Source organism: Variovorax glacialis (genome assembly GCF_051216375.1).
Lineage (GTDB): Bacteria > Pseudomonadota > Gammaproteobacteria > Burkholderiales > Burkholderiaceae_C > Variovorax.
Map to the genome: position 1 here is coordinate 1 of NZ_JBPJZT010000023.1, position 24,483 is coordinate 24,483.

Consider the following 24,483-nt stretch of genomic DNA (forward strand, 5'->3'; position numbering starts at 1 on the left):
GAAGGACCATCCGACCGACCCGGCCGTGGTGCAGATCCTGCCGGCGGCGGGTTCCGCGGGCATCGAGGCGGCGACCAACATCGTGGTGCATGAGGCCAATCGCACGATGCTGCTCTATGTCTATGCGGCGGTGATTGCGCTGTGCTTCCTGACCTTCCGCTCATGGCGGGCGGTGCTGGTGGCTGTCATCCCGCTCGTGGTGACCTCCATCCTGTGCGAGGCATTGATGGTGTGGCTCGGGATCGGGGTGAAGGTCGCCACGCTGCCGGTGATCGCGCTCGGCGTGGGCATCGGCGTGGACTACGCGCTGTACCTGCTCTCGGTACAGCTCGCAGGGCAGCGGCGAGGCCTGAGCCTCGCCCGCGCCTACGGCGACGCCGTGATGTTCACCGGCCGCGTCGTCGCGCTCGTGGGCGTCACGCTCGCCGCAGGCGTCATCACCTGGGCCTTCTCCCCCATCAAGTTCCAGGCCGACATGGGCATCCTGCTGACCTTCATGTTCGTCTGGAACATGGTCGGTGCACTCGTGCTCATCCCGGCGCTGTCGCACTTCCTGTTGAACGACAGGCATTTCAGGAAGCCGGTACCGGCGTTGGCCGTCGTGCCGGCCTGACAAGGAAAGAACAAATGAACGGACTCATGATGCAGCAGCCGCTGCTGATCTCGTCGCTGCTCGTACATGCAGAGCGTCACCACGGCGACCAGGAGATCGTGTCTCGCCGGGTCGAAGGCGACATCCACCGCTACACCTTCCGCGACCTGGCGGCGCGCTCGCGTCGCATGGCCAACGCGCTCGCCTCGCTGGGCGTGACCGAATCCCAGCGCGTGGCAACCCTGGCGTGGAACGGCTACCGCCACATGGAGCTGTACTACGCGGTGTCGGGTTCAGGCGCCGTGCTGCACACGCTCAATCCGCGCCTACATGCCGACCAAGTGGTGTGGATCGCGGACCATGCCGAGGACCAGGTGCTGTTCTTCGACCTCACCTTCCTGCCGCTCGTCGAGGCCATCGCGCCGCGCACGACGACCATCCGCCACTTCGTCGCGATGACCGATCGCGCGCACATGCCGGCGCAGAGCGCGGTGCCGGGCCTGTTGTGCTACGAGGACCTGATCGAAGGCGGCAGCGAGCGCTTCGAATGGCCCGATCTGGACGAGAACGCGGCCTCGTCGCTCTGCTACACCTCCGGCACCACGGGCAATCCCAAGGGCGTTCTCTACAGCCACCGCTCGACGATGCTGCACACCTTCGCGGCAGCCCTGCCCGATGCGCTGAACTGTTCGGCGCGCGACGTGATCCTGCCTGTCGTGCCGATGTTCCATGTCAACGCGTGGGGCCTGCCCTATGTCGCTTGCATGGTCGGCGCCAAGCTGGTGTTCCCAGGACCGGGCCTGGATGGCAAGTCGCTGCACGCGTTGTTCGAGACCGAGGGCGTCACGGTGTCCGCGGGTGTGCCCACGGTGTGGCAGGGCCTGCTGGCCTACATGGAGGACAAGGGCCTCGGCTTCCGCACCATGCATCGCACCATCATTGGCGGCTCCGCCTGTCCGCCGGCGATGATCCGGACCTTCCAGGAGTGCTACGGGGTCGATGTCCTGCACGCATGGGGCATGACCGAACTGAGCCCGCTCGGAACGGTGTGCAGCTTCAAGCCCGCGCACAGGGCGCTCTCGCAGGAAGAGCGCTACGCCGTCCAGGCCAAGCAGGGCCACGCGATCTTCGGCGTCGACATGAAGATCGTCGGCGAGGACGGCAGCGAACTGCCGTGGGATGGAAAGACCAGCGGAGACCTGCTGGTGCGCGGGCCATGGATCGTTTCCCGGTATTTCAGAGGCGAAGGCGACTCGCCGCTGGTGAACTCGGACGGCAAGGACTGGTTCCCGACCGGCGACGTCGCGACCATTGACACCGACGGCTACATGCAGATCACCGACCGCAGCAAGGACGTCATCAAGTCCGGCGGCGAGTGGATCGGGTCCATCGACCTCGAGAACATCGCGATGGCGCATCCGCAGGTGGCGATGGCGGCCTGCATCGCGGCCTATCACCCCAAGTGGGATGAGCGACCGCTGCTGGTGGTCGTGAGGAAGCCGAATCAGGAACTCACGCGCGAGGAGTTGCTCGCCTTCTACGAGGGAAAGATCGCCAAGTGGTGGACGCCGGACGATGTCGTCTTCGTCGACGCGATCCCGCTCGGCGCGACCGGGAAGATGCTCAAGAACCGTCTGCGCGAGACCTTCAAGGCGCACGCCTTGCCCACTGCCTGAGTTCCAGAATGAAGTCTCTTCTTGTCTTGTCGTTGAAGGCGGTCGTGGCGACCGCTGTGCTGTTCGAGGGCCTGTCGTACGCCCAGGCCCAGACGTCGCTGCCGTTTCCGCGTCCGCCGAGCGCCAGCGTGGCCGGCCCCTCGCTGGCCGAGTCCAAACATGCGTGGCGCACGGCGCCGGCGCGTCTCGCTGCCGACGCGCCCAACGTGCTGATCGTGATGCTCGACGATGCGGGCTTCGCGCAGGCCGACACGGTCGGCGGCCCGATCCATACGCCGACTTTCTCCCGTATCGCGCAGACGGGCGTGACCTACAACGCCTTCCATACCGCGGCGATCTGCTCGGCTTCGCGCGCGTCACTGCTCACCGGGCGAAACCAGCATCGCGTCGGCAACGGCGTGATCGCCGAACTCGCCACGGACTGGGACGGCTACACCGGAGAGATCCCGGAGAGCTCCGCCACCATCGCTGAAGTGCTCCGCGACTATGGCTACGCGACCGCTGCCTTCGGCAAATGGCACAACACGCCACCTACCCAGACCACGGCGATGGGTCCCTTCGACCGCTGGCCCACGGGCCATGGCTTCGACACCTTCTACGGGTTCATCGGGGGCGAGACCTCGCAGTACGAGCCGCGCCTCTACCGCAACACCACGCCGATCGAGCCGCCGCACGATCCGAAGTACCACCTGACCGAGGACCTGGCGCAGCAGGCGATCGGATGGCTGCAGCAACGCCGTGCCAGCGCGCCGGACCGTCCGTTCTTCATGTACTGGGCGCCGGGTGCGGTGCATGGTCCGCACCACGTCTTCAAGGAATGGTCGGACAAGTACAAGGGGCAGTTCGACGGCGGCTGGGACGTCTACCGCGAGCTTGCCTTCGAGCGGCAGAAGCAGCTCGGCTGGATCCCGAAGGATGCGCAGCTCACGCCGCGCCCGGCCTCGCTGCCGGCATGGGACAGCCTCGACCCGAAGGAGAAGAAATTCCAGGCGCGCCTGATGGAGGTGTATGCGGGATTCCTGGAACACACCGACACGCAGGTGGGCAAGCTGGTCGACGAGCTGGAGCGCGAGGGGCTGCGCGACAACACGCTGATCTTCTACGTGTTCTCCGACAACGGCGCATCGGCCGAAGGCATGCAGGGCTCGATCGCGGAGCTCAATGCGCAGAACGGCATCCCGGCCGGCGCCCAGCAGCACATGGCCGTGCTGGAACGCGACTACGGGGGGCTCGATGCACTGGGCGGCCCCAAGCTCGACAGCATGTACCACGCAGCCTGGGCCTGGGCAGGCATGACGCCGTTCCAGGGCACGAAGCTGGTGGCCGGCTACTTCGGCGGCACGCGCGTGCCGCTTGCCGTGTCCTGGCCGAAGCGGATCAAGCCGGACACCGCGGTGCGCAACCAGTTCCATCACGTGAACGACATCGCCCCGACGATCTACGAGATCGCCGGCATCGCGCCGCCGAATTCGGTGAACGGCGTGGCGCAAGACCCGATCGACGGCGTGAGCATGGCCACCACCTTTGCCGATGCGAAGGCACCCGCGCGCAAGCCTGCACAGTACTTCGAGAACTTCGGCAGTCGCGGCCTCTACAAGGACGGGTGGATGGCTTCGGTGTGGGGTCCGCGCACGCCGTGGATCGCGGGCTTCGCCCAGTTCATGGGCTGGAACCCGAACAACGACACCTGGACGCTGTACAAGCTCGACGGCGACTATTCGCAGGCAGTGGACGTATCGGCGGCGAATCCGTCGCGGCTGGAGGAGATGAAGCGTGAGTTCGACACGCAGGCCAGGGCCAACAAGGTCTATCCATTGGGGGCCGGGCTGTATCCGTTCCTTGATCCCGAGGCGCACGTCGAAGTGCCGTACTCGACGTGGGACTTCACCGATCGTGTGACCCGCCTGCCCGAGTTCGCCGCGCCGAACCTGCGCTCGCGCAACAGCCTCGTCACGGTCGACGCCGTGCTTCCGGCAGACGCCCAGGGCGTGCTCTACGCCCTGGGCGGCGTGGCCGGGGGCGTGACCCTCTACCTCGATCACGGGCAACTGGTCTACGAATACAACGCGCTGGCCCTCAAGCGAAGCGTGGCCCGCTCGGCGACCGCATTGCCGGCGGGCAAGGTGCGCATCGAAGTCGAGACGGTCGTGGCATCGCCCAAGCCGGGGGCCGCCGCGCAGGTCGTCATGCGGGTCGATGGCGCCGAGGTCGGCCGTACCACCGTGCCGTACACGTTGCCGCTCGCGTTCACCGCGACCGAGACCTTCGATGTCGGGATGGACCTGGGGTCACCGGTTGCGCTCGACTACTACAGCCGCGCGCCCTTCAGGTTCAACGGAAGCATCGACAAGGTGCATGTCGCCTACAAGCCCTGAAGCCGGCCGGCACATCAGCGCCCGACTGTGGTATTTCGCTGACGTCCGAAGCACTTCCCAAGCTCGCGGCTGCGCGTCTGGAAGGCGCAGCCGTAACATTCCCGGGAGGAGATCACGAGGGGTGCGAGCGGGAATGTCACAAGGCCATTGGAAACGTGGGGTCGGCGCGGCCCTGTTGGCGCTGGGTTGCAGCCTGGGCGCTGCGCAGCAGTTGATCGAAATGTCGGACGCGCCGCTCGATGCCGCGGAACTGTTCGACCGCGTCACGCCAAGCATCTGGGTGGTGTATGCGGGGGATGCGCAGGGGCGGCCTGTCGCCTCCGGCAGCGCGGTCGTCATTGCTGCGGACACCCTGGTCACCAATTGCCATGTGCTGAAGGATGCGGCTCGCGTTGCCATCCGCCGCGGCGACATCCAGCTGACCGCGCAGCAGGCAGAGGCGGATTCCGAGCACGATCTCTGTCTCCTGCGGGTCGCCAAGCTCCAGGCGCCGGCCGTGCTGCTGGCACCCGAACCCAGCCTGCGACCCGGGATGCGCGTCTATGCGGTCGGCGCGCCACGCCGCCTCGAACAGACGATCAGCGACGGCTTGCTGTCCGGTTTGCGGCGCGCGCAGGACGGCAGCCTGACCATGGTGCAGACCAGTGCCCCGATCTCGCCCGGCTCCAGCGGGGGCGGGCTCTTCGATGCGCACGGCCGCCTGATCGGCATCACGACTTCCGGCCTGAAGGAATCCCAGAACCTGAACTTCGCGGTTCCTTCCCGCTGGGTGGATGCACTCAGCCGCCGCGCGGGTCGCATCGAATGGCAGGCGCGCGTTGCGCCATCGGAGCCGCTGGCGGTCGTTCGCAATGTTCCGGCTCCAGTTGCGCCAGAGCCACGCCCGGGCAGCAGGATCGAAGCCGCACCCAGGGCCCCAGTCCTGCCGGCTCCGGCAATCGCATCCCGACCAAGTCCGGCGCCGGTCGATCTGCCGATCGTCACGCCTGACGATCGTGGTCCATCCGTCGCCGCCGCGCGCTGGTCGCAGATCGACTATCTCCTGACCGATCGCCTGACCGGAATCTCGCGAAAGGTCGTCTACCGCGCGGATGCGGCTGCCGAGGACTCGCTCAGCTATAACAACGGCGCGTGGGTGGAGCGGCGCGACGGCGAGGTGCTCGAAATCGCATCGCCGATCGCCGGCGAGTTCGATTCGGCCATGCCGCCCGGCGGCTGGATTCGCCCCAGCCGGATGCGTGAAGGGGACCAGTGGCACCTGCAGTACATGGGGAAGACAGATGGGTCCGGCTCCGCCGAACTCCGGTTGGACGCACAGGTTGCAGGCGCGGAATCCAGGCTCGTCGCCGGCACGGAACGGCGCCTGGTTCGCATCGACTATCGAGGCTACGTCATTCGCAAGACGCTCGCGGGCGTCAGCATTCTTGCAACGGGTGCCTACCGCGCCAGCGCATGGTGGTCGCCCGAGCTTTCCCGCGTGGTGCGGTTCACGGCCAATACGCGCGGAGGCGCCAGCGGCGCGGCGTTCTACATCGACGAGGAACTCGAACTCACGGCGATCCGCTGAAGTCCGGCGCTCCCGGGACGTCGACCTTGGGCGGGACTTCTTCCGCAAGGAGGCTGCATCTTCGCGTTTCGTTGTGCCCGCGCGACGCAATCGGCAACGTTTTGGGCAAGCCTCCCCTCGCGGGCAATTAAGATCAGGCGGATGTGCAGCCATCGAAAGGGTGGCGGTCCGCGGTGGCACGAGATGCCGTCCAGCGATTCATATTTGCGAGCCACAGCGCCGCACATGCAGGGCCCCTCGCGAGGGGCCTTTTTTTGTGGCCGGGCTGACAGGGGGCGGTAAGCCATGATTGGAAATTCGTCGTTCGCGGGACTGGGCAACTCGTCCTTCGCAAGCCTCACGCCGGCACCGGCTTCCGCCGACGAGGCCGAACCGTGGGTGCGCGGCGAACTGATCCGCAGCCTGATGCGGGCATCGCGCGGTTCGTACCTGCTGGCCGCGGCATTGATGCCGGCCATGGTGGGCCTCAGCTGGGGGCACGTGCCGCCGTGGCAGCTGTTCGTGTGGTTCTGCATCGGCATCGTCGCGACCGGGTGCCGGATCTGGGGCGAGCAGCTCTATGCGCGGCACTACGCCGATCGGGACTCGGCCGCGCAACAGTACTTCGTCGAGCGCTATCGATGGCTCTGGAGCACCAGCGCGTTCGCCTGGGGCCTGTCGATCCTGATCTTCTTCGAGCGCACGCCGCTCGTGAACCAGTTCATGAGCTGGCTGATCGTCGCCGGCGTGGCGACCTTCCCGCTGAACGGGCTTGCGCTGCATCCGCCGCTGCTAAAGCGCTACGTCAACACACTGTTCTTCACGATGCTGGCGGCGATCCTCCTTCGGATGATCGAGCTCAACTTCGAGCGTCCGCATTTCCACTACGGCTTCCTGATGCTGCCGGGGCTGCACTGGTGGCTCCTGTTGCGCGCGGGTCGGCGCATCCACGAGACGGCGCGCAACAGCTTCGAGCTGCTCTTCCACAACCACATCCTGATCAACTCGCTCACGCAGCAGCGTCAGGCGGCCGTGTCCGCTGTGGCGATGAAGAACCGCTTTCTCGCCAGCGCGGCCCACGACATGCGCCAGCCGGTGCTGGCGCTCTCGCTCTATGCCGACTGGCTGCGCAACGAGCCCGAACTGGTGGCCGAGATCGCGCCGAAGATCGTGCGCGCGACGCACGCCGTCAATGCGCTGTTCGATTCGCTCTTCGACCTGGCGCGCATCGATTCGGGGCAGGTGCGCCTGCACATCGAGCGGGTCGATGTCGCCCAGTTGCTGCACGATCTCGAACTGCAGTACCGCCCCGTCGCCGAGGCCAAGGGCCTGGCCTTCCGCATGCACGTGACCCCCGGCACGGTGCTGACCGACCCGATCCGCGTGCGCCGCATGATCGGCAACCTGCTCGCGAACGCCATCAAGTACACGGCCGAAGGCGGGATCCTCCTCGCATCAAGGCAGACGCGGGAGGGCTTGCGCGTGGAGGTGTGGGATACGGGCATCGGCATCGCGCGCGAGCACCTGCGCGACGTGTTCCTGGAGTTCTACAAGGTCGCCGACCATGCCGGCACATCGGACGGCTTCGGCCTGGGTCTCGCGATCGTGGCGCGCCTGTCGCACGCGTTGGGGCACCCCGTCAGCGTGCGATCGCGCCTTGGCCGAGGCAGCGTCTTCCGCGTCGCATTGCACGACGCCGACGAATCCCAGGCCCAAACCCGCATTTCAGGAGCAGTGGGCTAGCGGGGCGCGCGTAGCGCGCCCCTTCGTGAGCCGCAGCGGAACCGGCTTCGCCGGGCCGCAGCGCGGCGCCCCCTGGAAGGGGGGAGGCGGCCACACGAAGTGGGCAAGCCTGGGGGTCAGGAGTCAGCCCGAAAGCAATCCGTTGGTGCGGGCGTGGTGCAGGGCCTGGGTGCGGCTCTTGACGCCCAAGCGACGGAACAGGCGCCAGAGGTGCACCTTGACGGTGTGCTCGCTGATGTCGAGTTCGGTGGCGATGTCGCGGTTGCTCATGCCCTGGTCGAGCATCGCGATCAGCTGGGTCTGGCGCTTCGACAGCTTGCTGTTGGCGGCGGCGACCGGCTCTTCTGCCTCGGTGTCGGCCATCAGCAGGCCGCGCAGCGCCGCGGTAAGTTCGGCCGAGCTGGCCGATTTCTCGATGTAGGTGTCGGCACCGGCCTCGATGCAGGCTTCTTCCATGTCGGCCGACGGCGAGGCCGAATAGACCGCGATGGGGACGTCCGGGTAGGCGCGCTTCACCTCGACCACGCCGGAAACGCCGGTGGTGTCCGGCAGCTTCAGGTCCAGGCAGAAAAGGCCCGGCGCACCGTGCTGCTTGACCGCGGCGGCGAGCTTGTCCAGCCGCTCGAGCTCGACGATGTTCTCGGCCGGGCGCAGGCGCCGCAGCACCATCACGATGGCGTCGCGCATCAGGGGGTGGTCGTCGATGACATAGATACTCATGGTTTACTCACTTTGTCCGCGGGTCGGGGTCTTCCCATCGCCGCGTGTTGGCCGTCACTACGAATCAGCTCCCGCTGGCTGCATCTGCAGCCAGCGCCTCCAGCGCGGCAGATACCGCGCCCGCATTGTCAACGGGCTCGAGCTGCGCGGCGAGTAGGGCAAGTGCCGCCCCCCCTTGCGCGCGCAGCGTGCCGATCGCCCGGCCTGCCTCCTGCGGCGACGCGAACCCCCGGCTTTGTACCAGTTGCACGCCGCTCGCGTCGAGCAGCTTGAAGTAGAAAAGGCCATCGCTTTCGCGGTACTGCTTGAAGCTCGGGCGCGCCACCTTGGCCGCCTTCTGCTTCGCGGTCTTGTCCGCGCTGCTCGCGAGATCGCGCAGTCCGACCGCCTGGCGCAGCTCGGCCATGAACGGGCGCGAAATCTCGCGTGCCTTGTCGGCGCCGGCGCGCAGGACCTTCTCGATCTCCGCCGGGTCGTTCATCAGGGCCTCGTAATGCTTGCGCATCGGCGCGACTTCGCGGTCGATGCGCTCGAACAGGATCTGCTTGGCGTCGCCCCAGCCGATGCCGTCGTCGAAGGCCTTGCGCAGGGTCTCGGTTTCCTCGCTGTCCGCGAAAGCCTGGTAGATCTGGAACAGCGCCGAGCCTTCGGTGTCCTTGGGCTCGCCGGGCGCGCGCGAGTCGGTCACGATACCGGCGATGAGCTTCTGCAACTGGGCGCGCGGCGTGAAGAGCGGGATGGTGTTGTCGTAGCTCTTGCTCATCTTCCGGCCATCGAGCCCGGGCAGCGTCGCCACCGCGTCGTCGATCTCGGCCTCGGGCAGGGTGAAGTGCTCGCCGTAGAGATGGTTGAAGTGCTGCGCCATGTCGCGCGCCATCTCGATGTGCTGGACCTGGTCGCGGCCCACCGGCACCTTGTGCGCGTTGAACATCAGGATGTCCGCGCCCATCAGCACCGGGTACATGAAGAGACCGGCGCTCACGTCGGCATCGGCGTCCTCGCCCTTGGCCACGTTCTTGTCGACCGACGCCTTGTAGGCATGGGCACGGTTGAGCAGGCCCTTGCCCGTGACGCAGGTGAGGAACCAGGTCAGTTCCGGGATCTCGGGGATGTCGGACTGCCGGTAGAAGGTGACGCGCTCGGGGTCGAGCCCGCAGGCCAGCCATGTGGCCGCGATCTCGAGCGTCGAGCGCTGGATGCGCGCGGGCTCGTCGACCTTGATGAGCGCGTGGTAGTCGGCCAGGAAATAGAAGCTCTGCACATCGGCGCGGCGGCTGAAGCGCACCGAATGTCGCACCGAGCCCACATAGTTGCCGAGGTGCGGCGTGCCGCTGGTCGTGATGCCGGTGAGGAAGCGGACGGTATCGGGAGAGGTCGAGGCCATGGATGACTCAGCGGATCAGTGCGGCGATGGGCGACAGCAGCAGGTCGATGGCGCCGTAGCCGAAGCCCATCAGGGGGCGCAGCCAGTAGTTGCTGACGACGCCTGCAAGGACCAGGCCCATCACGATGAAGAAGCCATAGGGCTCGATGCGGGCCAGGAAGTTCTGCGCGCCGCCGCGCGGCAGCAGGCCGGCGAGCACGCGGCCGCCGTCGAGCGGGGGCAGCGGAAACAGGTTGAAGGCCCACATCACGAGGTTCACCAGCACGCCGCCCTGCGCCATCTTGATGAAGAAAGGCTCCTGGACGCCCGCGCCGACGAGGCAGTAGAAGAACAGGGCCCAGATGATCGCCTGGATGAAATTCGAGGCCGGGCCGGCCAGGGCCACCCAGATCATGTCGCGCTTCGGATTGCGCAGGTGCCCGAAATTGACGGGCACCGGCTTGGCATAGCCGAACAGGAAAGCCCCGGAGGTCGCGAAATACAGCATCAGCGGCATCAGGATGGTGCCGATCGGGTCGATGTGCTTGACCGGGTTGAGCGTGACGCGGCCGAGCACGTACGCGGTGTTGTCCCCCAGGTAGCGGGCCACGTAGCCGTGAGCGGCTTCGTGCACCGTGATCGCGAAGATCACGGGCAGGGCATAAATGAGGACGGTTTGAACGAGGTTTGAGAAATCCACCGCTGGATTGTCTCAGACGCTTGCCTGTCCCTCGCGGGACTCAGAGACCGAGCACCGCGAGCGGGCCCCGTCCTTGCCGCACCAGCACGGGATCGCCGCCCGTGCCCATGGGCGTGAGGTCCACCACGGTGGTCGGCTCCGAGGGGCAGGCGCCGGAGTCGATCACGGCGCCGATCTGCTTCTCGAAGCGCTCGCGGATCTCGGTCGCGTCGTTCAGGGCCTCGCTCTCGCCGGGCGGGATGAGGGTCGTCGCCAGCAGGGGCTCGCCGTGCAGCATGAGGAGCTCCAGCAGGACCTTGTGGTCGGGCACGCGCAGGCCGATGGTCTTGCGCTGGGGGTGGCTCACGCGCCGCGGCACTTCCTTGGTGGCTTCGAGCAGGAAGGTATAGGGCCCTGGCGTGGCCGCCTTCAGCAGCCGGTATTGCTTGTTGTCGACCCGCGCATAGTTGGAAAGCTCGCTCAGGTCGCGGCAGATCAGCGTCAGATGGTGCTTGTCGTCGACCTGGCGGATGCGGCGCAACTGGTCGACCGCATCCTTGTCGTCCAAATGGCAGGCGAGCGCGTAGCTCGAATCGGTCGGCACGGCGACGATCTCGCCGCGTGCGAGCAGGGACACGGCCTGCTTCAGAAGGCGCGGCTGCGGATTGTCGGGGTGGACTTCGAAGAACTGGGCCATGGCGTCACTTGATCAGGGGATGCAAAGTATCGGGGCTCAGGATTCCGCCGGTTCGATCGGTACGCGACGCTCCCGTACCGTGAGCCATGCGCCGGCGGCGCCGCAGACGGCGATCAGCGCCATGCCGGTCAGCGAAATCGTGTCCGGCACCTGCGAGAAGATGAGCCAGCCGCCCACCATGGCAAAGGCGATCTGGGCGTAGAGGTAGGGCGTGAGCGTCGATGCGGGCGCCCGCTGGTAGGCGAGGATGAGGATGAAGTGGCCCACCGTCCCCATGAACCCCATGAGGCACAGCAGCGCCCACCAGTGCCACGAGGGCAGGGCCGACCATACGAAGGGCACGGCGATCGACGCCAGCAGCGCGCCCACCCAGCCGGTGTAGAAGTGCATCGTGAGCGGGTTCTCCGTCCGCGCCAGCTTGCTGGTCAGCACCTGGAACCAGGCGTTGGTGAGCACCAGGCCGATCGGCAGCAGCATCGCCCAGCTGAAGGCGTCGCCACCGGGCCGCAGGATCACGAGCGTGCCTGCGAATCCGCCCGCCACGAGCGCCCATCGCAGGGGAGAGACCTGTTCCTTGAGCGTCGTCGCGGCCAGCAGCGTGATGACCAGCGGCGCAATGAGCACGATCGAGGTGAACTCCGCCAGCGGCATGTAGCGCAGGCTCAGGAAGGCCAGCGTGCTCGACGCGAGCAGCAGGGCGCCACGCAGCAACTGGTACTTGGGATGCTGGGTGCGCAGCAGCCGGGGTCCGTACTTCGGCAGCAGCACCAGCGTCGTCGCGACGGCCTGGAAGGCGTAGCGCATCCACACGCCCATCAGGATCGGCACGGCGGCGGTCGAGAGCTTGGTGGCGGTGTCGAGGGTGGCAAAGCACGCTACCGCGAGCAGCACCAGGCCGATGCCGGCGAGGATGCGCTCCGATTCGAGATCGCGCGTGCTCTTTCTCGCGGCGCCGAAGCCGCTGTCCAACGCAGTCACTGGATGCGGTGCTCCAGCAGTTCCCACACGGGGGTGAGCTTGCCCGGGAGCCAGGGCAGCTTGCCTAGGTCACAGTGGCTTTCGTCGGGGCTGTGGAAATCGCTGCCGCGCGAGGCGGCGAAGCCGAATTCCAGGGCCTTGTCGGCGTATTCGACGTATTCGGCCGGCGTATGGCTGCCGGTGACGACCTCGATCGCCTTGCCGCCGTGCGCCTTGAACTCCACGAAGAGCGCGTATTCCTCGTTGGCGGTGAACTTGTAGCGGCCAGGATGGGCGATCACGGCGAGTCCGCCGGCGGCGGTGATCCACTGCACCGCATCCTTCAGCGTCGCCCAGCGGTGGGGCACGTAGCCGGGCTTGCCTTCGGTGAGGTACTTGCGGAACACCTCCGACGTGTCGCGGCAATGGCCCATTTCCACCAGGAAACGGGCGAAATGCGTGCGCGAGATGAGTTCCGGGTTGCCGACGAACTTGAGAGCGCCTTCGTACGCGCCGTGGATGCCCACCTTGGCCAACCCCTCCGACATCTCCTGGGCGCGCTTCCCGCGGCCACCGCGCGTGTCGTAGAGGCCTTCGCTGATGGCCGCGTCGTCAGGGTCGAAGCCCAGGCCCACGATGTGCACGGTTTCTCCGGCGAATGTCACCGAGATTTCGGTACCGGTGAGGTACTTCATGCCTTGCACGCGCGCCGCCGCGGCTGCGCGGTGCTGGCCGCCGATTTCGTCGTGATCGGTCAGGGCCCAGAGCTCGACGCCGTTGGCCGCAGCGCGGGCCGCGAGCGCCTCGGGCGTCAGCGTGCCGTCGGAAACCACGGAGTGGCAGTGAAGGTCGGCGTTGAGGATGGAAGACACGCCTTGATCTTATTCTTTCTCGAGATTGCCTGCAGGGCGCATGGCGTCTGTGTGAGGCGCTATCAATTGAATAGCGATCGAGCCGCACCCGCGCTGCGGATGCCGCGATGGTGCCTAGCGCTTCTTGCGGAACGCCACCCACGCCGCAACGGCGGTGAAGCTCAGCACGATGGCCACGACGATCCAGAACCCGTGCTTGTGCTCGGCCAGCGGGATGCCGCCCACGTTCATGCCGAACAGGCCGGCGAGGATGTTGATGGGCAGCGCAAGCACCGTCACCACGGTCAGCACGAAGAGGCTGCGGTTGTTGTCCTCGTTCACGTTGTCGGCGATCTCTTCCTGCAGGAGCTTGATGCGTTCCTGCAGCGCACCCATGTCGCGCAGCACCACGGAGAACTCCTCGGTCGAGCCGCGCAGCTGTTGCGCGTCGGGTTCGGCCATCCATGCGGGCGGGTTCTGCAGCAGGCGGAAGAGAGCAGCCGGCTCCGGCGCCAGCAGCCGCTGCAGACGCACGAGCACCCGGCGCAGCACGCCGAGCCGCGCCCGCTTGTGGTCGAGGCGGCCGGCGAGCAGTTCGTCCTCGATCTTGTCGATGCGCGTGGTGACGCCCCGGACGATGTTCACCAGCACGTCGGCCTGCACCCGCAGGAGGTGCTCCAGCAGTTCGGTGCTGGAGCGCGGCGCATCGCCGGCCTTCACCGCCGTGCGCAGCGCATCGACCGAGCGCAGCGGCTGCGTGCGCGCCGTCACCACCAGGCGCGGGCCGACGCTGATCCAGAGGGTCGAGATATCGGAGGGCTCGAAGCCGAAGTCGAAGTGCACGTCGTTGATGACGGCGATCAGCAGGTCGTCCGCGCGTTCGATGCGGGTGGAGTGAAGGCCTTCCCTGAGCGTCTCGAAGAAGAGATCGGACAGCCCCGCGTGGCGCTCCAGCCAGCGCTCCGCCTGGGCGTGGCTCAGGTTGAAATGCAGCCACATGTAGGCGCCGCCGGCCTCCTGGCGCGCGTCGCCGTGCCGGGCGAGCCATTCGGCGGCCTGCGACGAATCGACGGAACGCGCCCGCACCGGCGCGCCGGCGTCGAACAGATAGCCGCAGATCAGGCCTGCTTCATCGCTGCCGTAGGTGCCGACGGCCCTTTCCTCGAGAACTGACAAGGCGGCGATACGTCAGAGCACGTGGCTGAACAGCCAGTACAGCGAGCCCGACAGCAAGATCGCGGCCGGCATCGTGAGCACCCAGGCGAGTGCCAGGTTGCGCAGCGTGCTCCACTGCAGCCCCGACCGGTTGGCGGCCATGGTGCCGGCCACGCCCGACGAGAGCACGTGGGTGGTCGATACCGGCAACCCGTACATGTCCGCCGCGCCGATGGTGACCATCGCAACCAGTTCGGCGGATGCGCCCTGCGCGTACGTCAGGTGCGTCTTGCCGATCTTTTCGCCGACCGTGATGACGATGCGCTTCCAGCCGACCATCGTGCCGAGCCCCAGCGCAATCGCCACCACCACCTTGACCCACAGCGGGATGAACTTGGTCGCATCGTCGATCTCCTTGCGGAATGCATTGACCTTGGCCTTGGCGTCGTCGTCCAGGCGCGCCGCATTGCCCTTGTCGAGCAGGCGGATGGCCTCGGAGGCCAGGTACATGTCGTTGCGCACGTTGGCGACCGCCTCGGCCGGCACGCCGGCCAGCGAGCCGTGCTGCCGGACCTGCGCGCCGATGCTGCCTGCGAGCGCCGCGATGGCCGGCACGACGCCGTCGTTGAATTCGCGTGTGCGCACGAAGCTCGAAACGGTCTCGCGCGCCTGCGCGGGCTGTGGTGCCGCAACCGGTGCCGGCATGCTGCGCACGAGCGCGTTCTGCGCGACTTCGGCCACGGCGACGAACTGCACCGTCTGGTCGGCAGGCATGGAGCGGTTCAACGCATAGGCCATCGGCACCGTGCCGACCAGGATCAGCATGATCAGGCCCATGCCTTTCTGGCCGTCGTTCGAGCCGTGCGCAAAGGACACGCCGGTGCAGGTCAGCACCAGCAGGCCCCGGATCCAGAAGGGCGGCGGCTTGTTGCCCTTGGGTTCCTCGTAGAGCGCCTTGTTCTTGACCAGGGCGCGCAGCGCCAGCAGCAGCAGCGCCGCGCAGACGAAGCCGATCACCGGTGACAGCAAAAGCGAATAGCCGACCTTGGTCGCCTGGGACCAGTCCACGCCACTGGTCCCGTCGCGGCCATGCATCAGCGCGTTGGCCACACCGACACCGATGATCGACCCGATCAGCGTGTGCGACGAGGACGCCGGCAGCCCCAGCCACCACGTGCCGAGGTTCCACAGGATGGCGGCGATCAGCAGCGCGAAGACCATCGCGAAGCCGGCGCCCGAGCCCACCTGCAGGATCAGCTCGACCGGCAGCAGCGAGATGATGCCGAATGCAACGGCGCCGCTGGACACCAGCACGCCGAGGAAGTTGAAGAGCCCCGACCACACCACCGCGAAATTGGGCGGCAGCGAGTGCGTGTAGATCACCGTGGCGACCGCGTTGGCGGTGTCGTGGAAGCCGTTGACGAATTCGAAGCCGAGCGCGATCAGCAGCGCCACGCCGAGCAGGATGAACGGCACATAGGTGGTCACGGGCGCATGCGCCGCGCTGACGTCCTCCACCAGGCTCCACGCCGTGTAGAGCAGGCCCGCGGCCAGCAGGCCGACGAAGACGATGAGGGTGACCGGCCCTACTTTCCCGTCGAGTTGCGGTCTGCCGGACGGCGCGGAATGGGTCCCGAGGGGGGAAGCGCTGGCGATCGAACTCATGGTGTTTTCGAGGCGTTGTGATGAGTCGCGCCATGCTGTTCCCGGTGTATGTCAGCCATGTGACGACACGCGATCGGCGCACTTTTTGTCACATAACGGTCACGCCAGGGCCCCAGGATGCGGTTTTCCCTTGCCTTCAGAGACGACCATGACGCTGCCCAGCACCTTCGGCGACCACGACGACCTGATGGAGCGCATCGCGCGCGACCTCGTCGACAGCTATGACGAGGAAATCGAACTCGAACTCGAGGACCGCAACCTGGAGGAACTCGAATCGGGAAAGATCGCCGACAAGGCCGGTCGACAGGCCTATTTCAAGGAGCTGTTCCGCCTGCAGGGCGAGCTGGTCAAGCTGCAGGACTGGGTGCAGCACAGCAAGCAGAAGGTCGTGATCCTGTTCGAGGGCCGCGATGCGGCGGGCAAGGGCGGGGTGATCAAGCGCATCACCCAGCGGCTCAACCCGCGCGTGGCCCGGGTCGCAGCCCTCCCGGCGCCCAATGATCGCGAACGCACCCAGTGGTACTTCCAGCGCTATGTGGCGCACCTGCCGGCCGCCGGCGAGATCGTGCTGTTCGACCGCAGCTGGTACAACCGCGCGGGTGTCGAGCACGTGATGGGCTTCTGCACGGACGACGAATACGAGGAGTTCTTCAGGACGGTGCCGGACTTCGAGCGGATGCTCGTGCGCTCGGGCATCAAGCTCATCAAGTACTGGTTCTCCATCACCGACGAGGAGCAGCACATGCGCTTCCTGGGCCGTATTCACGACCCGCTGAAGCAGTGGAAACTGAGCCCGATGGACCTGGAATCGCGCCGCCGCTGGGAGGAATACACCAAGGCGAAGGAGACCATGCTCGACCGCACGCACATCCCCGAGGCGCCGTGGTGGGTCGTGCAGGCGGTCGACAAGAAGAAGGCGCGCCTGAACTGCATCACGCACCTGCTCGGCCAGCTGCCCTACAACGAGATCGAACACGCGCCGATCACGCTCCCGGCCCGCGTGCGCAACTCGGACTACCTGCGCCACCCGGTTCCCGCCGAGATGTACGTGCCCGAGGTGTACTGACGCGCGAGCGGGGGCTGCCCGGCCGGCCGTTCGACCGGGTGGAAAGACGCGGTCGAAGCTGCTACCGTGCGTCGACCGACCCCTGCTCCTCGATGCCCCGACGTCTCATTTCCCCGATCACGCTTGCCTACCAGCGCAACCTCAAGGCGCTCACCAAGGCCACGCTGAGCAGCAGCAAGCGCATTGCCATTCAGGTCCGGCGCGCGGCGGCCAAGCAACTCAAGCCGCCGCCGGGCAAGGGCGACTGGCTGCCGGGCGTGGCGCTGGGCCCGGCCGGCGCACGGCGCTATCACCTGTACCGTCCGCCCGAGCTCCACCTCCAGCCCGGCGAAAAGCTGCCACTGATGGTCATGCTCCACGGCTGCGGCCAGACGGGGCGGGATTTTGCCGTCAGCACCCGCATGAACCGCCTTGCGGCGCGCGAGCGCTTCCTGGTGCTCTATCCCGAGCAGGACCGTCTCGCCAATGCGCAGGGTTGCTGGAACTGGTACGACCGCCGCTCGGGCAAGGCCGACGCCGAAGCCGCGACGCTGATGGTGGCCATCGACCAGGCCCAGGCGCTCTACCCCGTGGACCGCGAACGGGTCGCGCTCGCCGGTCTTTCGGCCGGCGCCAGCATGGCGGCCTTGCTGGCCACGCGCTATCCGCAGCGCTTCAAGGCGCTGGCCATGCACTCCGGCGTGGCGCCCGGGGCCGCCAAATCGCCGGCCACGGCGCTGGGTGCCATGCGCGGGCAGCACGTGCCGCCGATGCCGGCGACGGCAGTCGGCAAGGCCATCGGCGCGGCAGCGGCGTTCACGACGTTGCCGCCGCTGCTGATCCTTCATGGTGACGCCGATACGGTGGTCTCGGCCAGCAATGCCGTCAGCACCGCCGAGGTCTGGGCCGTGGCCACCGGCGCAAGGGTCGGAGAACCCCGGCTGCGGCAACGCGGCAAGCGCCATCCCATGCGCATCACCGACTACACCCGTCGTGGGAGCACCTTGGTCACGCTATGCGAGATCGCAGGCCTTGGGCACGCGTGGAGCGGGGGCGTGGCCAGCATGCTCTTCACCGACGCGGCGGGCCCGGACGCGACGCGGATCGTGTGGTCGTTCGCGGCGCGCCAGTTCCGGCTGGCCGAGGCGCAGCAGTAGATCGGATGCGCGAGGCGCGCCAGCCCATGCCCACCATCTCCTACGACGCCAGCCGGACCGCGCTCTATTCGCCCGAGCGGCACGACACGCTGTTCGAGCAGGGGCGCAACCACACACCCACGCAATGGGCCATCGAGGCGGCCCGGCTGGCGTACTACCGCGCCGAGGGTTCCGAGGCGGAGAAGCAGCGACTGACAGGAGCGCTGGCCAACGCCGGCTTCGGACCTCCTACGCTGTTCGTGGACGGCGCCATCTTTGCATTCGGCACCGTGCATGCGGGCGATCACAGCGCGTTGATTGCCTTTCGCGGCACGCAACCCGACGAGATACGCCACCTGGCGACCAGTCTCCAGGCGCAACAGTGCGTGTGGAGCGAAAGCGGTGGCCGCGCGCACGCCGGCTTCGCCAAGGCCGCACGCGACGTCATGCCCCAGTTGCACGACTGGCTGGCGGGCGTAGGCATCCAGCGAAGCCGGCTCATCCTCGCCGGCCACAGCCTGGGCGCGGCGCTGGCCACGCTGACGGCAACCGTGTTGCGGCCGGACCTGCTCGTCACGCTCGGATCACCACGCGTCGGCGATGCCGAATTCGTCACCGTGCTGGCCGATACGAACATCGTTCGCCTCGTGGACGGGTGCGACGTGGTGACGCAATTGCCGCCAGCCTTGTCGTTCTACGCGCATGCGGGGGCGGTGACCTACATCACCTGCCTGGATGGCGCGTGTGTCGACGATCCGGCGCCGCCGATGATCGAGGCCGACCGCATCCAGGGGCGCGCCAGATACGCGACCGAGCATGCGTGGAAGCCGGGTGCGGTATTGCTGCGCGAGTTGGCGGACCATGCGCCGATCAACTATGCGCGGGCGTTTTTTGGGTGAACCGCCCTGGATCGACGTTCAAGTTGTTCTCAGTTTTGCTGCATTTGAAGCAATTTTGAGAACACGACCGGTCTCGCCGACGCACGGTTCGAGCCGCGTGCAAGGCGGATGCAGGGCGCATTGGCTGTGAAACCCAGGATGGTCGTGGCGCGCCAAGCTCGTACGCCACCCGGCGTATTTCCGCTCCCGGACCTCTTCCGCAGACTCCTCTCCATCGTTCACAAACAGGAGAAGGTCGCATCATGCAACGTCGTTTCACCCTCAAGGCGCTCACCGCCGCCGTCGCCCTGGCGGGCCTCTCCGCCGCACCCGCGTTCGCGCAGGACACCATCAAGGTCGGCGTGCTGCACTCGCTGTCCGGCACGATGGCGATCTCGGAGACCGTGTTGAAGGACACGGTGCTCATGGCCATCGACGACATCAACGCCAAAGGCGGCGTGCTCGGCAAGAAGCTCGAGCCCGTGGTGGTCGACCCGGCTTCCAACTGGCCGCTCTTCGCCGAGAAGACCAAGCAGTTGCTCGGCCAGGACAAGGTCGCCGTGATCTTCGGCTGCTGGACCTCGGTGTCGCGCAAGTCGGTGCTGCCGGTGGTCGAGGAAATGAACGGCCTGCTGTTCTACCCCGTGCAGTACGAGGGTGAGGAACTCAGCAAGAACGTCTTCTACACGGGTGCCGCGCCCAACCAGCAAGCCATCCCCGCGGTCGACTACCTGATGAGCAAGGAAGGCGGCGGCGCGAAGCGCTGGGTGCTGCTGGGCACCGACTACGTCTATCCGCGCACCACCAATAAGATCCTGCGCGCCTACTTGAAGAGCAAGGGCGTGGCGGACAAGGACATCGACGAGAAGTACACCCCCTTCGGCCACAGCGACTACCAGACCATCGTCGCCGACATCAAGAAGTTCTCGGCCGGCGGCAAGACGGCGGTGGTGTCGACCATCAACGGCGACTCCAACGTGCCCTTCTACAAGGAACTCGGCAACGCCGGCCTGAAGGCCAAGGATGTGCCGGTGGTGGCCTTCTCGGTGGGTGAGGAAGAGCTGCGCGGCGTGGACACCAAGCCGCTGGTCGGCCACCTGGCCGCGTGGAACTACTTCATGAGCATCAAGAACCCGACCAACACGGCGTTCATCAAGCAATGGAGCGACTACGCCAAGGCGAAGAACATCGCCGGCCACAAGGACAAGCCGCTGACCAACGACCCGATGGAAGCCACCTGGATCGGCATCCACATGTGGAAGCAGGCAGTCGAGAAGGCCAAGAGCACGGACACCGACAAGGTGATCGCGGCGATGGCCGGCCAGACCTTCAACGCACCTTCGGGCATCGTCTCGAAGATGGACGAGAAGAACCACCACCTGCACAAGAGCGTGTTCATCGGCGAGATCAAGGCCGACGGCCAGTTCAACGTGGTGTGGAAGACGCCGGGTCCGGTCAAGGCCAAGCCGTGGAGCCCGTATATCGAGGGCAACGACAAGAAGCCTGACCAGCCTGCCGGAAAGTCGCTCTAACCCCCAGCCTCGCCCACTTCGTGTGGCTCGGGCACCCCCTTTCAGGGGGCAACACCTGCGGGCCGGCTGAGCCGGCCCGCGGTGTTTCTGGAAACTGGAACGTGGTGATTGTTTTATGCGCCTTATCTCTTTATCGGCGGTTGTTGCGGTCATGGTGTTGATGGGCGTTTCTGCCCATGCGCTGACCGCTGAGGAGGCGAAGGCTATCGCTTCGGGCGAGTCGGAGGAGCGCATTGCGGCGCTGAACAAGGCCGTTGCGACGGCTGACGAGAAGACGGCGGCATTCATCCAGGCGATGTCGGATGACGCGGTCAAGTTCACCGAGGACAAGGTGTTTGTCATCAAGGATGACAAGGCGTTCGATCCGGTCACCGGTACTGAGCAGAAGCTGCCGGACGACGCGCAGGACGTGGTCAACAACAACATGATGCGCGGTGCGCTCGATGCGGCGCAGGCTGCGCTCAAGCTCACCAGCAAGGACGATGCGGCGCGCTCCGAAGCGGCGCTGGCACTGTTCAAGGAGCCCGACGAATCGCGGCTGCCGCTGGTCGAGAAGGCGCTGGCTGCCGAGACGAATCCGAAGATCAAGGCGCAGCTCGAACTGGTGCGTGCGGCGAGCATGCTGAGCAGTCAGGACAAGGGCAAGCGGCTCGTGGCGGCCAAGGAACTGGGCGAGAGCCGGAGCCCGGAGACGAAGCTGCTGCTCAACCAGCGGCTTGCCGACGAGACCGAGGCGGATGTCAAGGCGGCGATCGTCTCTTCGATCAGCAGCATCGACGGCTCGCTGGTCTGGGGCGATCGCATCAATGCGATCTTCAGCGGCATCAGCCTTGGCTCGGTGCTGCTTCTTGCCGCGCTGGGCCTCGCGATCACCTACGGGCTGATGGGCGTGATCAACATGGCGCATGGCGAGCTGATGATGATCGGCGCCTATGCGACCTACGTGATGCAGGGCATCTTCCAGCGCTACTTTCCGGAGTCTGCCTTCGGCTGGTACCTGGTCGCTGCAATTCCGGTGGCTTTCCTGACCTCGGCGCTGGTCGGGGCGGTGCTCGAACGCGGGGTGATCCGCTTCCTCTACGGGCGTCCGCTCGAGACTTTGCTCGCCACCTGGGGTATCAGCCTCATGCTGCAGCAACTGGTTCGTTCGCTCTTCGGTGCGCAGAACGTCGGGGTCGAGAACCCGGCGTGGATGAGCGGCGGCTTCACCATGCTGAGCAACGTGACGCTGCCGTGGAACCGCATCTGCATCATCATCTTCGCGGGGCTGGTGCTGCTCGCGATGGGATGGCTGATCGGTCGGACGCGGCTCGGGCTCTTCGTGCGCGGCGTCACGCAGAACAGGCCGATCGCCTCGTGCATGGGCGTCAATACTGCCCGCATCGATACCTATGCCTTCGCGCTCGGCTCCGGCATCGCGGGGCTTGCGGGCTGCGCGCTCTCGCAGATCGGCAACGTCGGACCCGACCTCGGGCAGAGCTACATCGTCGACTCGTTCATGGTGGTCGTGATGGGCGGCGTCGGCCAGCTCGCCGGCACGGTGTACGCGGCCATGGGCCTGGGCATCCTGAACAAGTTCATCGAAGGCTGGGCCGGCGCGGTGCTCGCGAAGATCGCGGTGCTGGTCTTCATCATCATCTTCATCCAGAAGCGGCCACAAGGGATATTTGCCATGAAGGGCCGGAGTGCAGAGGCATGAGCAAAGTCCAACTTCCTTCCAAAGGCCCGCTGCTCAGCGGCAAGGGCTGGACCGTTTTCTTCGTCGCGCTGATCGTCGTGTGCGCATTGGCGCCGGTACTCAACATGGTGGTGCCCACGGGCAGCGCGCTGCACATGAGCGACTACGCCGTCGCGCTGGTCGGCAAGATCATGTGCTACGCGATCTGCGCGCTGGCGATGGACCTGATCTGGGGCTACACCGGCATCCTCTCGCTGGGACACGGCCTGTTCTTCGCGCTGGGCGGCTACATGATGGGCATGTACCTCATGCGCCAGATCGGCCGCGACGGCAACTACAAGAGCGACCTGCCGGACTTCATGGTGTTCCTCGACTGGAAGACGCTGCCCTGGCACTGGTCGCTCAGCGACAGCTTCATCGCCACGCTGATCCTGATCGTCGCGGTGCCGGGCCTGATCGCCTTCGTGTTCGGCTTCTTCGCCTTCCGCTCGCGCATCAAGGGCGTGTACTTCTCGATCATCACGCAGGCGATGACCTTCGCCGCGATGCTGCTCTTCTTCCGCAACGAGACCGGCTTTGGCGGCAACAACGGCTTCACCGACTTCAAGCGCATCCTGGGCATTCCGGTCGCGACGCAGGAGATGCGGATGACGCTCTTCGTGCTCACCGGCCTGACGCTGCTCGGCTTCTTCCTGTTCTCGAAGTGGCTGATCGGCAGCAAGTTCGGCCGCGTGCTCCAGGCCATCCGCGACGCCGAGTCGCGCGTGATGTTCTCGGGCTACAACCCGCTCGGCTACAAGCTCACGATCTGGGTCATCTCGGCCATCATGTGCGGCGTGGCCGGTGCGCTCTACGTGCCGCAGGTCGGCATCATCAACCCCGGCGAGATGAGCGCGGCCAACTCGATCGAGATTGCGATCTGGGCGGCCGTCGGCGGCCGCGCGACGCTGATCGGGCCGATCATCGGCGCCTTCATCGTCAATGGCGCGAAAAGCTGGCTCACCGTGGCCTATCCCGAATACTGGCTGTACTTCCTGGGCGCGTTGTTCATTGCCGTCACGCTGTTCCTGCCGAACGGGATCGTCGGGCTGGTGAAGAAGTGGGCATCAAGGGAAAAGGCGGCGCCGAGCGAAGGCCGCCGCGAGGCGCAGCGCGCGATGGCGGCGGAGCAGGGCGTCGAGCCTGCCGCGCTGACACCGCCACTGGCGGTCGAACCGAAGGGAGCACGCGCATGACCCCCGACCTGATGGATGCCGGCGTCGAGCGCGTCGCCAGGCACATTGCCTTCGACCACGCGCTGCAGACCGAATCGGGCGGCCGCGCGGCGGGCTATGGCCGCCCCATGACCTCCGGCGAGGTCGACATCACGCATGGCCGCATCCTGTACCTCGAAGACGTGAGCGTGAGCTTCGACGGCTTCAAGGCCATCAACAAGCTCTCGCTCGACATCGCGCCGGGCGAGCTGCGCTGCATCATCGGCCCCAACGGCGCGGGCAAGACCACGATGATGGACATCATCACCGGAAAGACCCGTCCCGACGAAGGCACCGTGTTCTTCGGCAGCACCATCGATCTGCTGCGCCACAAGGAAGCCGAGATCGCCCAGCTCGGCATCGGGCGCAAGTTCCAGAAGCCGACGGTGTTCGAGCATCTCACCGTGTTCGAGAACCTCGAACTGGCGCTCAAGACCGACAAGGGCGTGAAGGCGTCGATGCTCTTCAAGCTCGATTCGGCGCAGTGCGATCGGCTGGCGGAGGTGCTGCACACGATTCATCTGGAAGGCAGCGTGCTGCGGCTGGCGGGCAATCTCAGCCATGGGCAGAAGCAGTGGCTGGAGATCGGGATGTTGCTGATGCAGGATCCGAAGCTGCTGCTGCTGGACGAGCCTGTGGCGGGGATGACGGATGAAGAGACGGCGCGGACTGCGGAGTTGTTTCTGACGTTGAAGGGGAAGCATTCGCTGATGGTGGTGGAGCATGACATGAGCTTCATTCGGACTATCTCGGAGATCGTTACTGTGCTTTGTGATGGGTCTGTGCTGGCGCAGGGCACGCTCGACGAAGTGCAGGCTGACGAGCGGGTGATCGAGGTTTATCTTGGGCGGTAGCAACTGTCTGGTTGAAGGGGAGGTTGCTGGCCGGGACTCGCCCCGGCGGGCGACTTACTTTTCTTTGTCTCGCCAAAGAAAAGTAAGC

The 24,483-nt window shown here is 66.3% G+C and carries 20 protein-coding genes; 12 read left to right on the forward strand and 8 right to left on the reverse strand.

Annotation, left to right across the window (positions count from 1 at the left end; translation table 11 throughout):
• The 5 genes from ACSFBL_RS32035 to shkS all read left to right on the forward strand — a co-directional run.
• A partial coding sequence (locus tag ACSFBL_RS32035; protein WP_435519851.1) for an MMPL family transporter occupies window positions 1-613 on the forward strand: 613 nt, incomplete at its 5' end.
• 14 nt (window positions 614-627) lie between these two features.
• Entirely contained in the window at window positions 628-2,268 is a 1,641-nt protein-coding gene (locus ACSFBL_RS32040; RefSeq protein WP_435519852.1) for a 3-(methylthio)propionyl-CoA ligase, read from the forward strand.
• 8 nt (window positions 2,269-2,276) lie between these two features.
• The gene (locus tag ACSFBL_RS32045; RefSeq protein ID WP_435519853.1) at window positions 2,277-4,643 is read left to right on the forward strand and encodes an arylsulfatase; all 2,367 of its coding nucleotides are present in this window, start codon (window positions 2,277-2,279) and stop codon (window positions 4,641-4,643) included.
• A 133-nt stretch (window positions 4,644-4,776) separates the two neighbouring features.
• Complete coding sequence (locus tag ACSFBL_RS32050; RefSeq protein ID WP_435519854.1) at window positions 4,777-6,210, forward strand: S1C family serine protease; 1,434 nt, start codon at window positions 4,777-4,779, stop codon at window positions 6,208-6,210.
• A gap of 285 nt (window positions 6,211-6,495) precedes the next feature.
• Entirely contained in the window at window positions 6,496-7,932 is a 1,437-nt protein-coding gene (gene shkS, locus ACSFBL_RS32055; protein WP_435519855.1) for a surface-behavior sensor histidine kinase ShkS, read from the forward strand.
• Between the two features lie 123 nt (window positions 7,933-8,055).
• Here the strand turns inward: shkS and ACSFBL_RS32060 are convergent, their stop codons facing one another.
• The 8 genes from ACSFBL_RS32060 to ACSFBL_RS32095 form a co-directional block, all read right to left on the reverse strand.
• A complete protein-coding gene (locus ACSFBL_RS32060) occupies window positions 8,056-8,652 on the reverse strand; it encodes a response regulator transcription factor (RefSeq protein WP_435519856.1) in 597 nt (198 codons plus the stop codon).
• 64 nt (window positions 8,653-8,716) lie between these two features.
• Entirely contained in the window at window positions 8,717-10,036 is a 1,320-nt protein-coding gene (locus tag ACSFBL_RS32065) for a tryptophan--tRNA ligase (protein ID WP_435519857.1), read from the reverse strand.
• Window positions 10,037-10,043: 7 nt separating this feature from the next.
• The gene (locus tag ACSFBL_RS32070; RefSeq protein WP_435519858.1) at window positions 10,044-10,715 is read right to left on the reverse strand and encodes a site-2 protease family protein; all 672 of its coding nucleotides are present in this window, start codon (window positions 10,713-10,715) and stop codon (window positions 10,044-10,046) included.
• A gap of 40 nt (window positions 10,716-10,755) precedes the next feature.
• Window positions 10,756-11,391, reverse strand: a complete 636-nt coding sequence (locus ACSFBL_RS32075; protein ID WP_435519859.1) for an L-threonylcarbamoyladenylate synthase — start codon at window positions 11,389-11,391, stop codon at window positions 10,756-10,758.
• Window positions 11,392-11,427: 36 nt separating this feature from the next.
• Entirely contained in the window at window positions 11,428-12,360 is a 933-nt protein-coding gene (locus tag ACSFBL_RS32080) for a DMT family transporter (protein WP_435519915.1), read from the reverse strand.
• Window positions 12,361-12,365: 5 nt separating this feature from the next.
• Window positions 12,366-13,220, reverse strand: a complete 855-nt coding sequence (locus ACSFBL_RS32085) for a 3',5'-nucleoside bisphosphate phosphatase (protein ID WP_435519860.1) — start codon at window positions 13,218-13,220, stop codon at window positions 12,366-12,368.
• Between the two features lie 114 nt (window positions 13,221-13,334).
• Complete coding sequence (locus ACSFBL_RS32090) at window positions 13,335-14,375, reverse strand: transporter (protein ID WP_435519861.1); 1,041 nt, start codon at window positions 14,373-14,375, stop codon at window positions 13,335-13,337.
• Between the two features lie 12 nt (window positions 14,376-14,387).
• On the reverse strand, window positions 14,388-16,019 hold the full coding sequence (locus ACSFBL_RS32095; protein WP_435519862.1) for an inorganic phosphate transporter: 1,632 nt from the start codon (window positions 16,017-16,019) through the stop codon (window positions 14,388-14,390).
• 148 nt (window positions 16,020-16,167) lie between these two features.
• Between ACSFBL_RS32095 and ppk2 the strand changes: the two genes are divergently transcribed.
• The 7 genes from ppk2 to urtD all read left to right on the forward strand — a co-directional run bounded on the left by ppk2 (window position 16,168) and on the right by urtD (window position 24,395).
• Window positions 16,168-17,085 (forward strand): polyphosphate kinase 2, encoded by a 918-nt coding sequence (ppk2, locus tag ACSFBL_RS32100; RefSeq protein WP_435519863.1) that lies wholly within the window; start codon window positions 16,168-16,170, stop codon window positions 17,083-17,085.
• Window positions 17,086-17,177: 92 nt separating this feature from the next.
• Window positions 17,178-18,221, forward strand: coding sequence for an extracellular catalytic domain type 1 short-chain-length polyhydroxyalkanoate depolymerase (locus ACSFBL_RS32105; protein ID WP_435519864.1), 1,044 nt, complete (start codon window positions 17,178-17,180; stop codon window positions 18,219-18,221).
• Window positions 18,222-18,247: 26 nt separating this feature from the next.
• Window positions 18,248-19,099 carry a lipase family protein gene (locus tag ACSFBL_RS32110; RefSeq protein WP_435519865.1) on the forward strand — a complete coding sequence of 284 codons (852 nt, stop codon included), beginning with the start codon at window positions 18,248-18,250 and terminating at the stop codon, window positions 19,097-19,099.
• A 242-nt stretch (window positions 19,100-19,341) separates the two neighbouring features.
• A complete protein-coding gene (urtA, locus tag ACSFBL_RS32115) occupies window positions 19,342-20,610 on the forward strand; it encodes an urea ABC transporter substrate-binding protein (RefSeq protein ID WP_435519866.1) in 1,269 nt (422 codons plus the stop codon).
• Between the two features lie 151 nt (window positions 20,611-20,761).
• Complete coding sequence (gene urtB, locus ACSFBL_RS32120) at window positions 20,762-22,309, forward strand: urea ABC transporter permease subunit UrtB (RefSeq protein WP_435519867.1); 1,548 nt, start codon at window positions 20,762-20,764, stop codon at window positions 22,307-22,309.
• Window positions 22,306-23,523 carry an urea ABC transporter permease subunit UrtC gene (gene urtC / locus ACSFBL_RS32125; protein ID WP_435519868.1) on the forward strand — a complete coding sequence of 406 codons (1,218 nt, stop codon included), beginning with the start codon at window positions 22,306-22,308 and terminating at the stop codon, window positions 23,521-23,523. Before urtB ends, urtC begins: the two co-directional genes overlap by 4 nt.
• The gene (urtD, locus tag ACSFBL_RS32130; protein WP_435519869.1) at window positions 23,520-24,395 is read left to right on the forward strand and encodes an urea ABC transporter ATP-binding protein UrtD; all 876 of its coding nucleotides are present in this window, start codon (window positions 23,520-23,522) and stop codon (window positions 24,393-24,395) included. Before urtC ends, urtD begins: the two co-directional genes overlap by 4 nt.
• Window positions 24,396-24,483 lie beyond the last annotated feature (88 nt).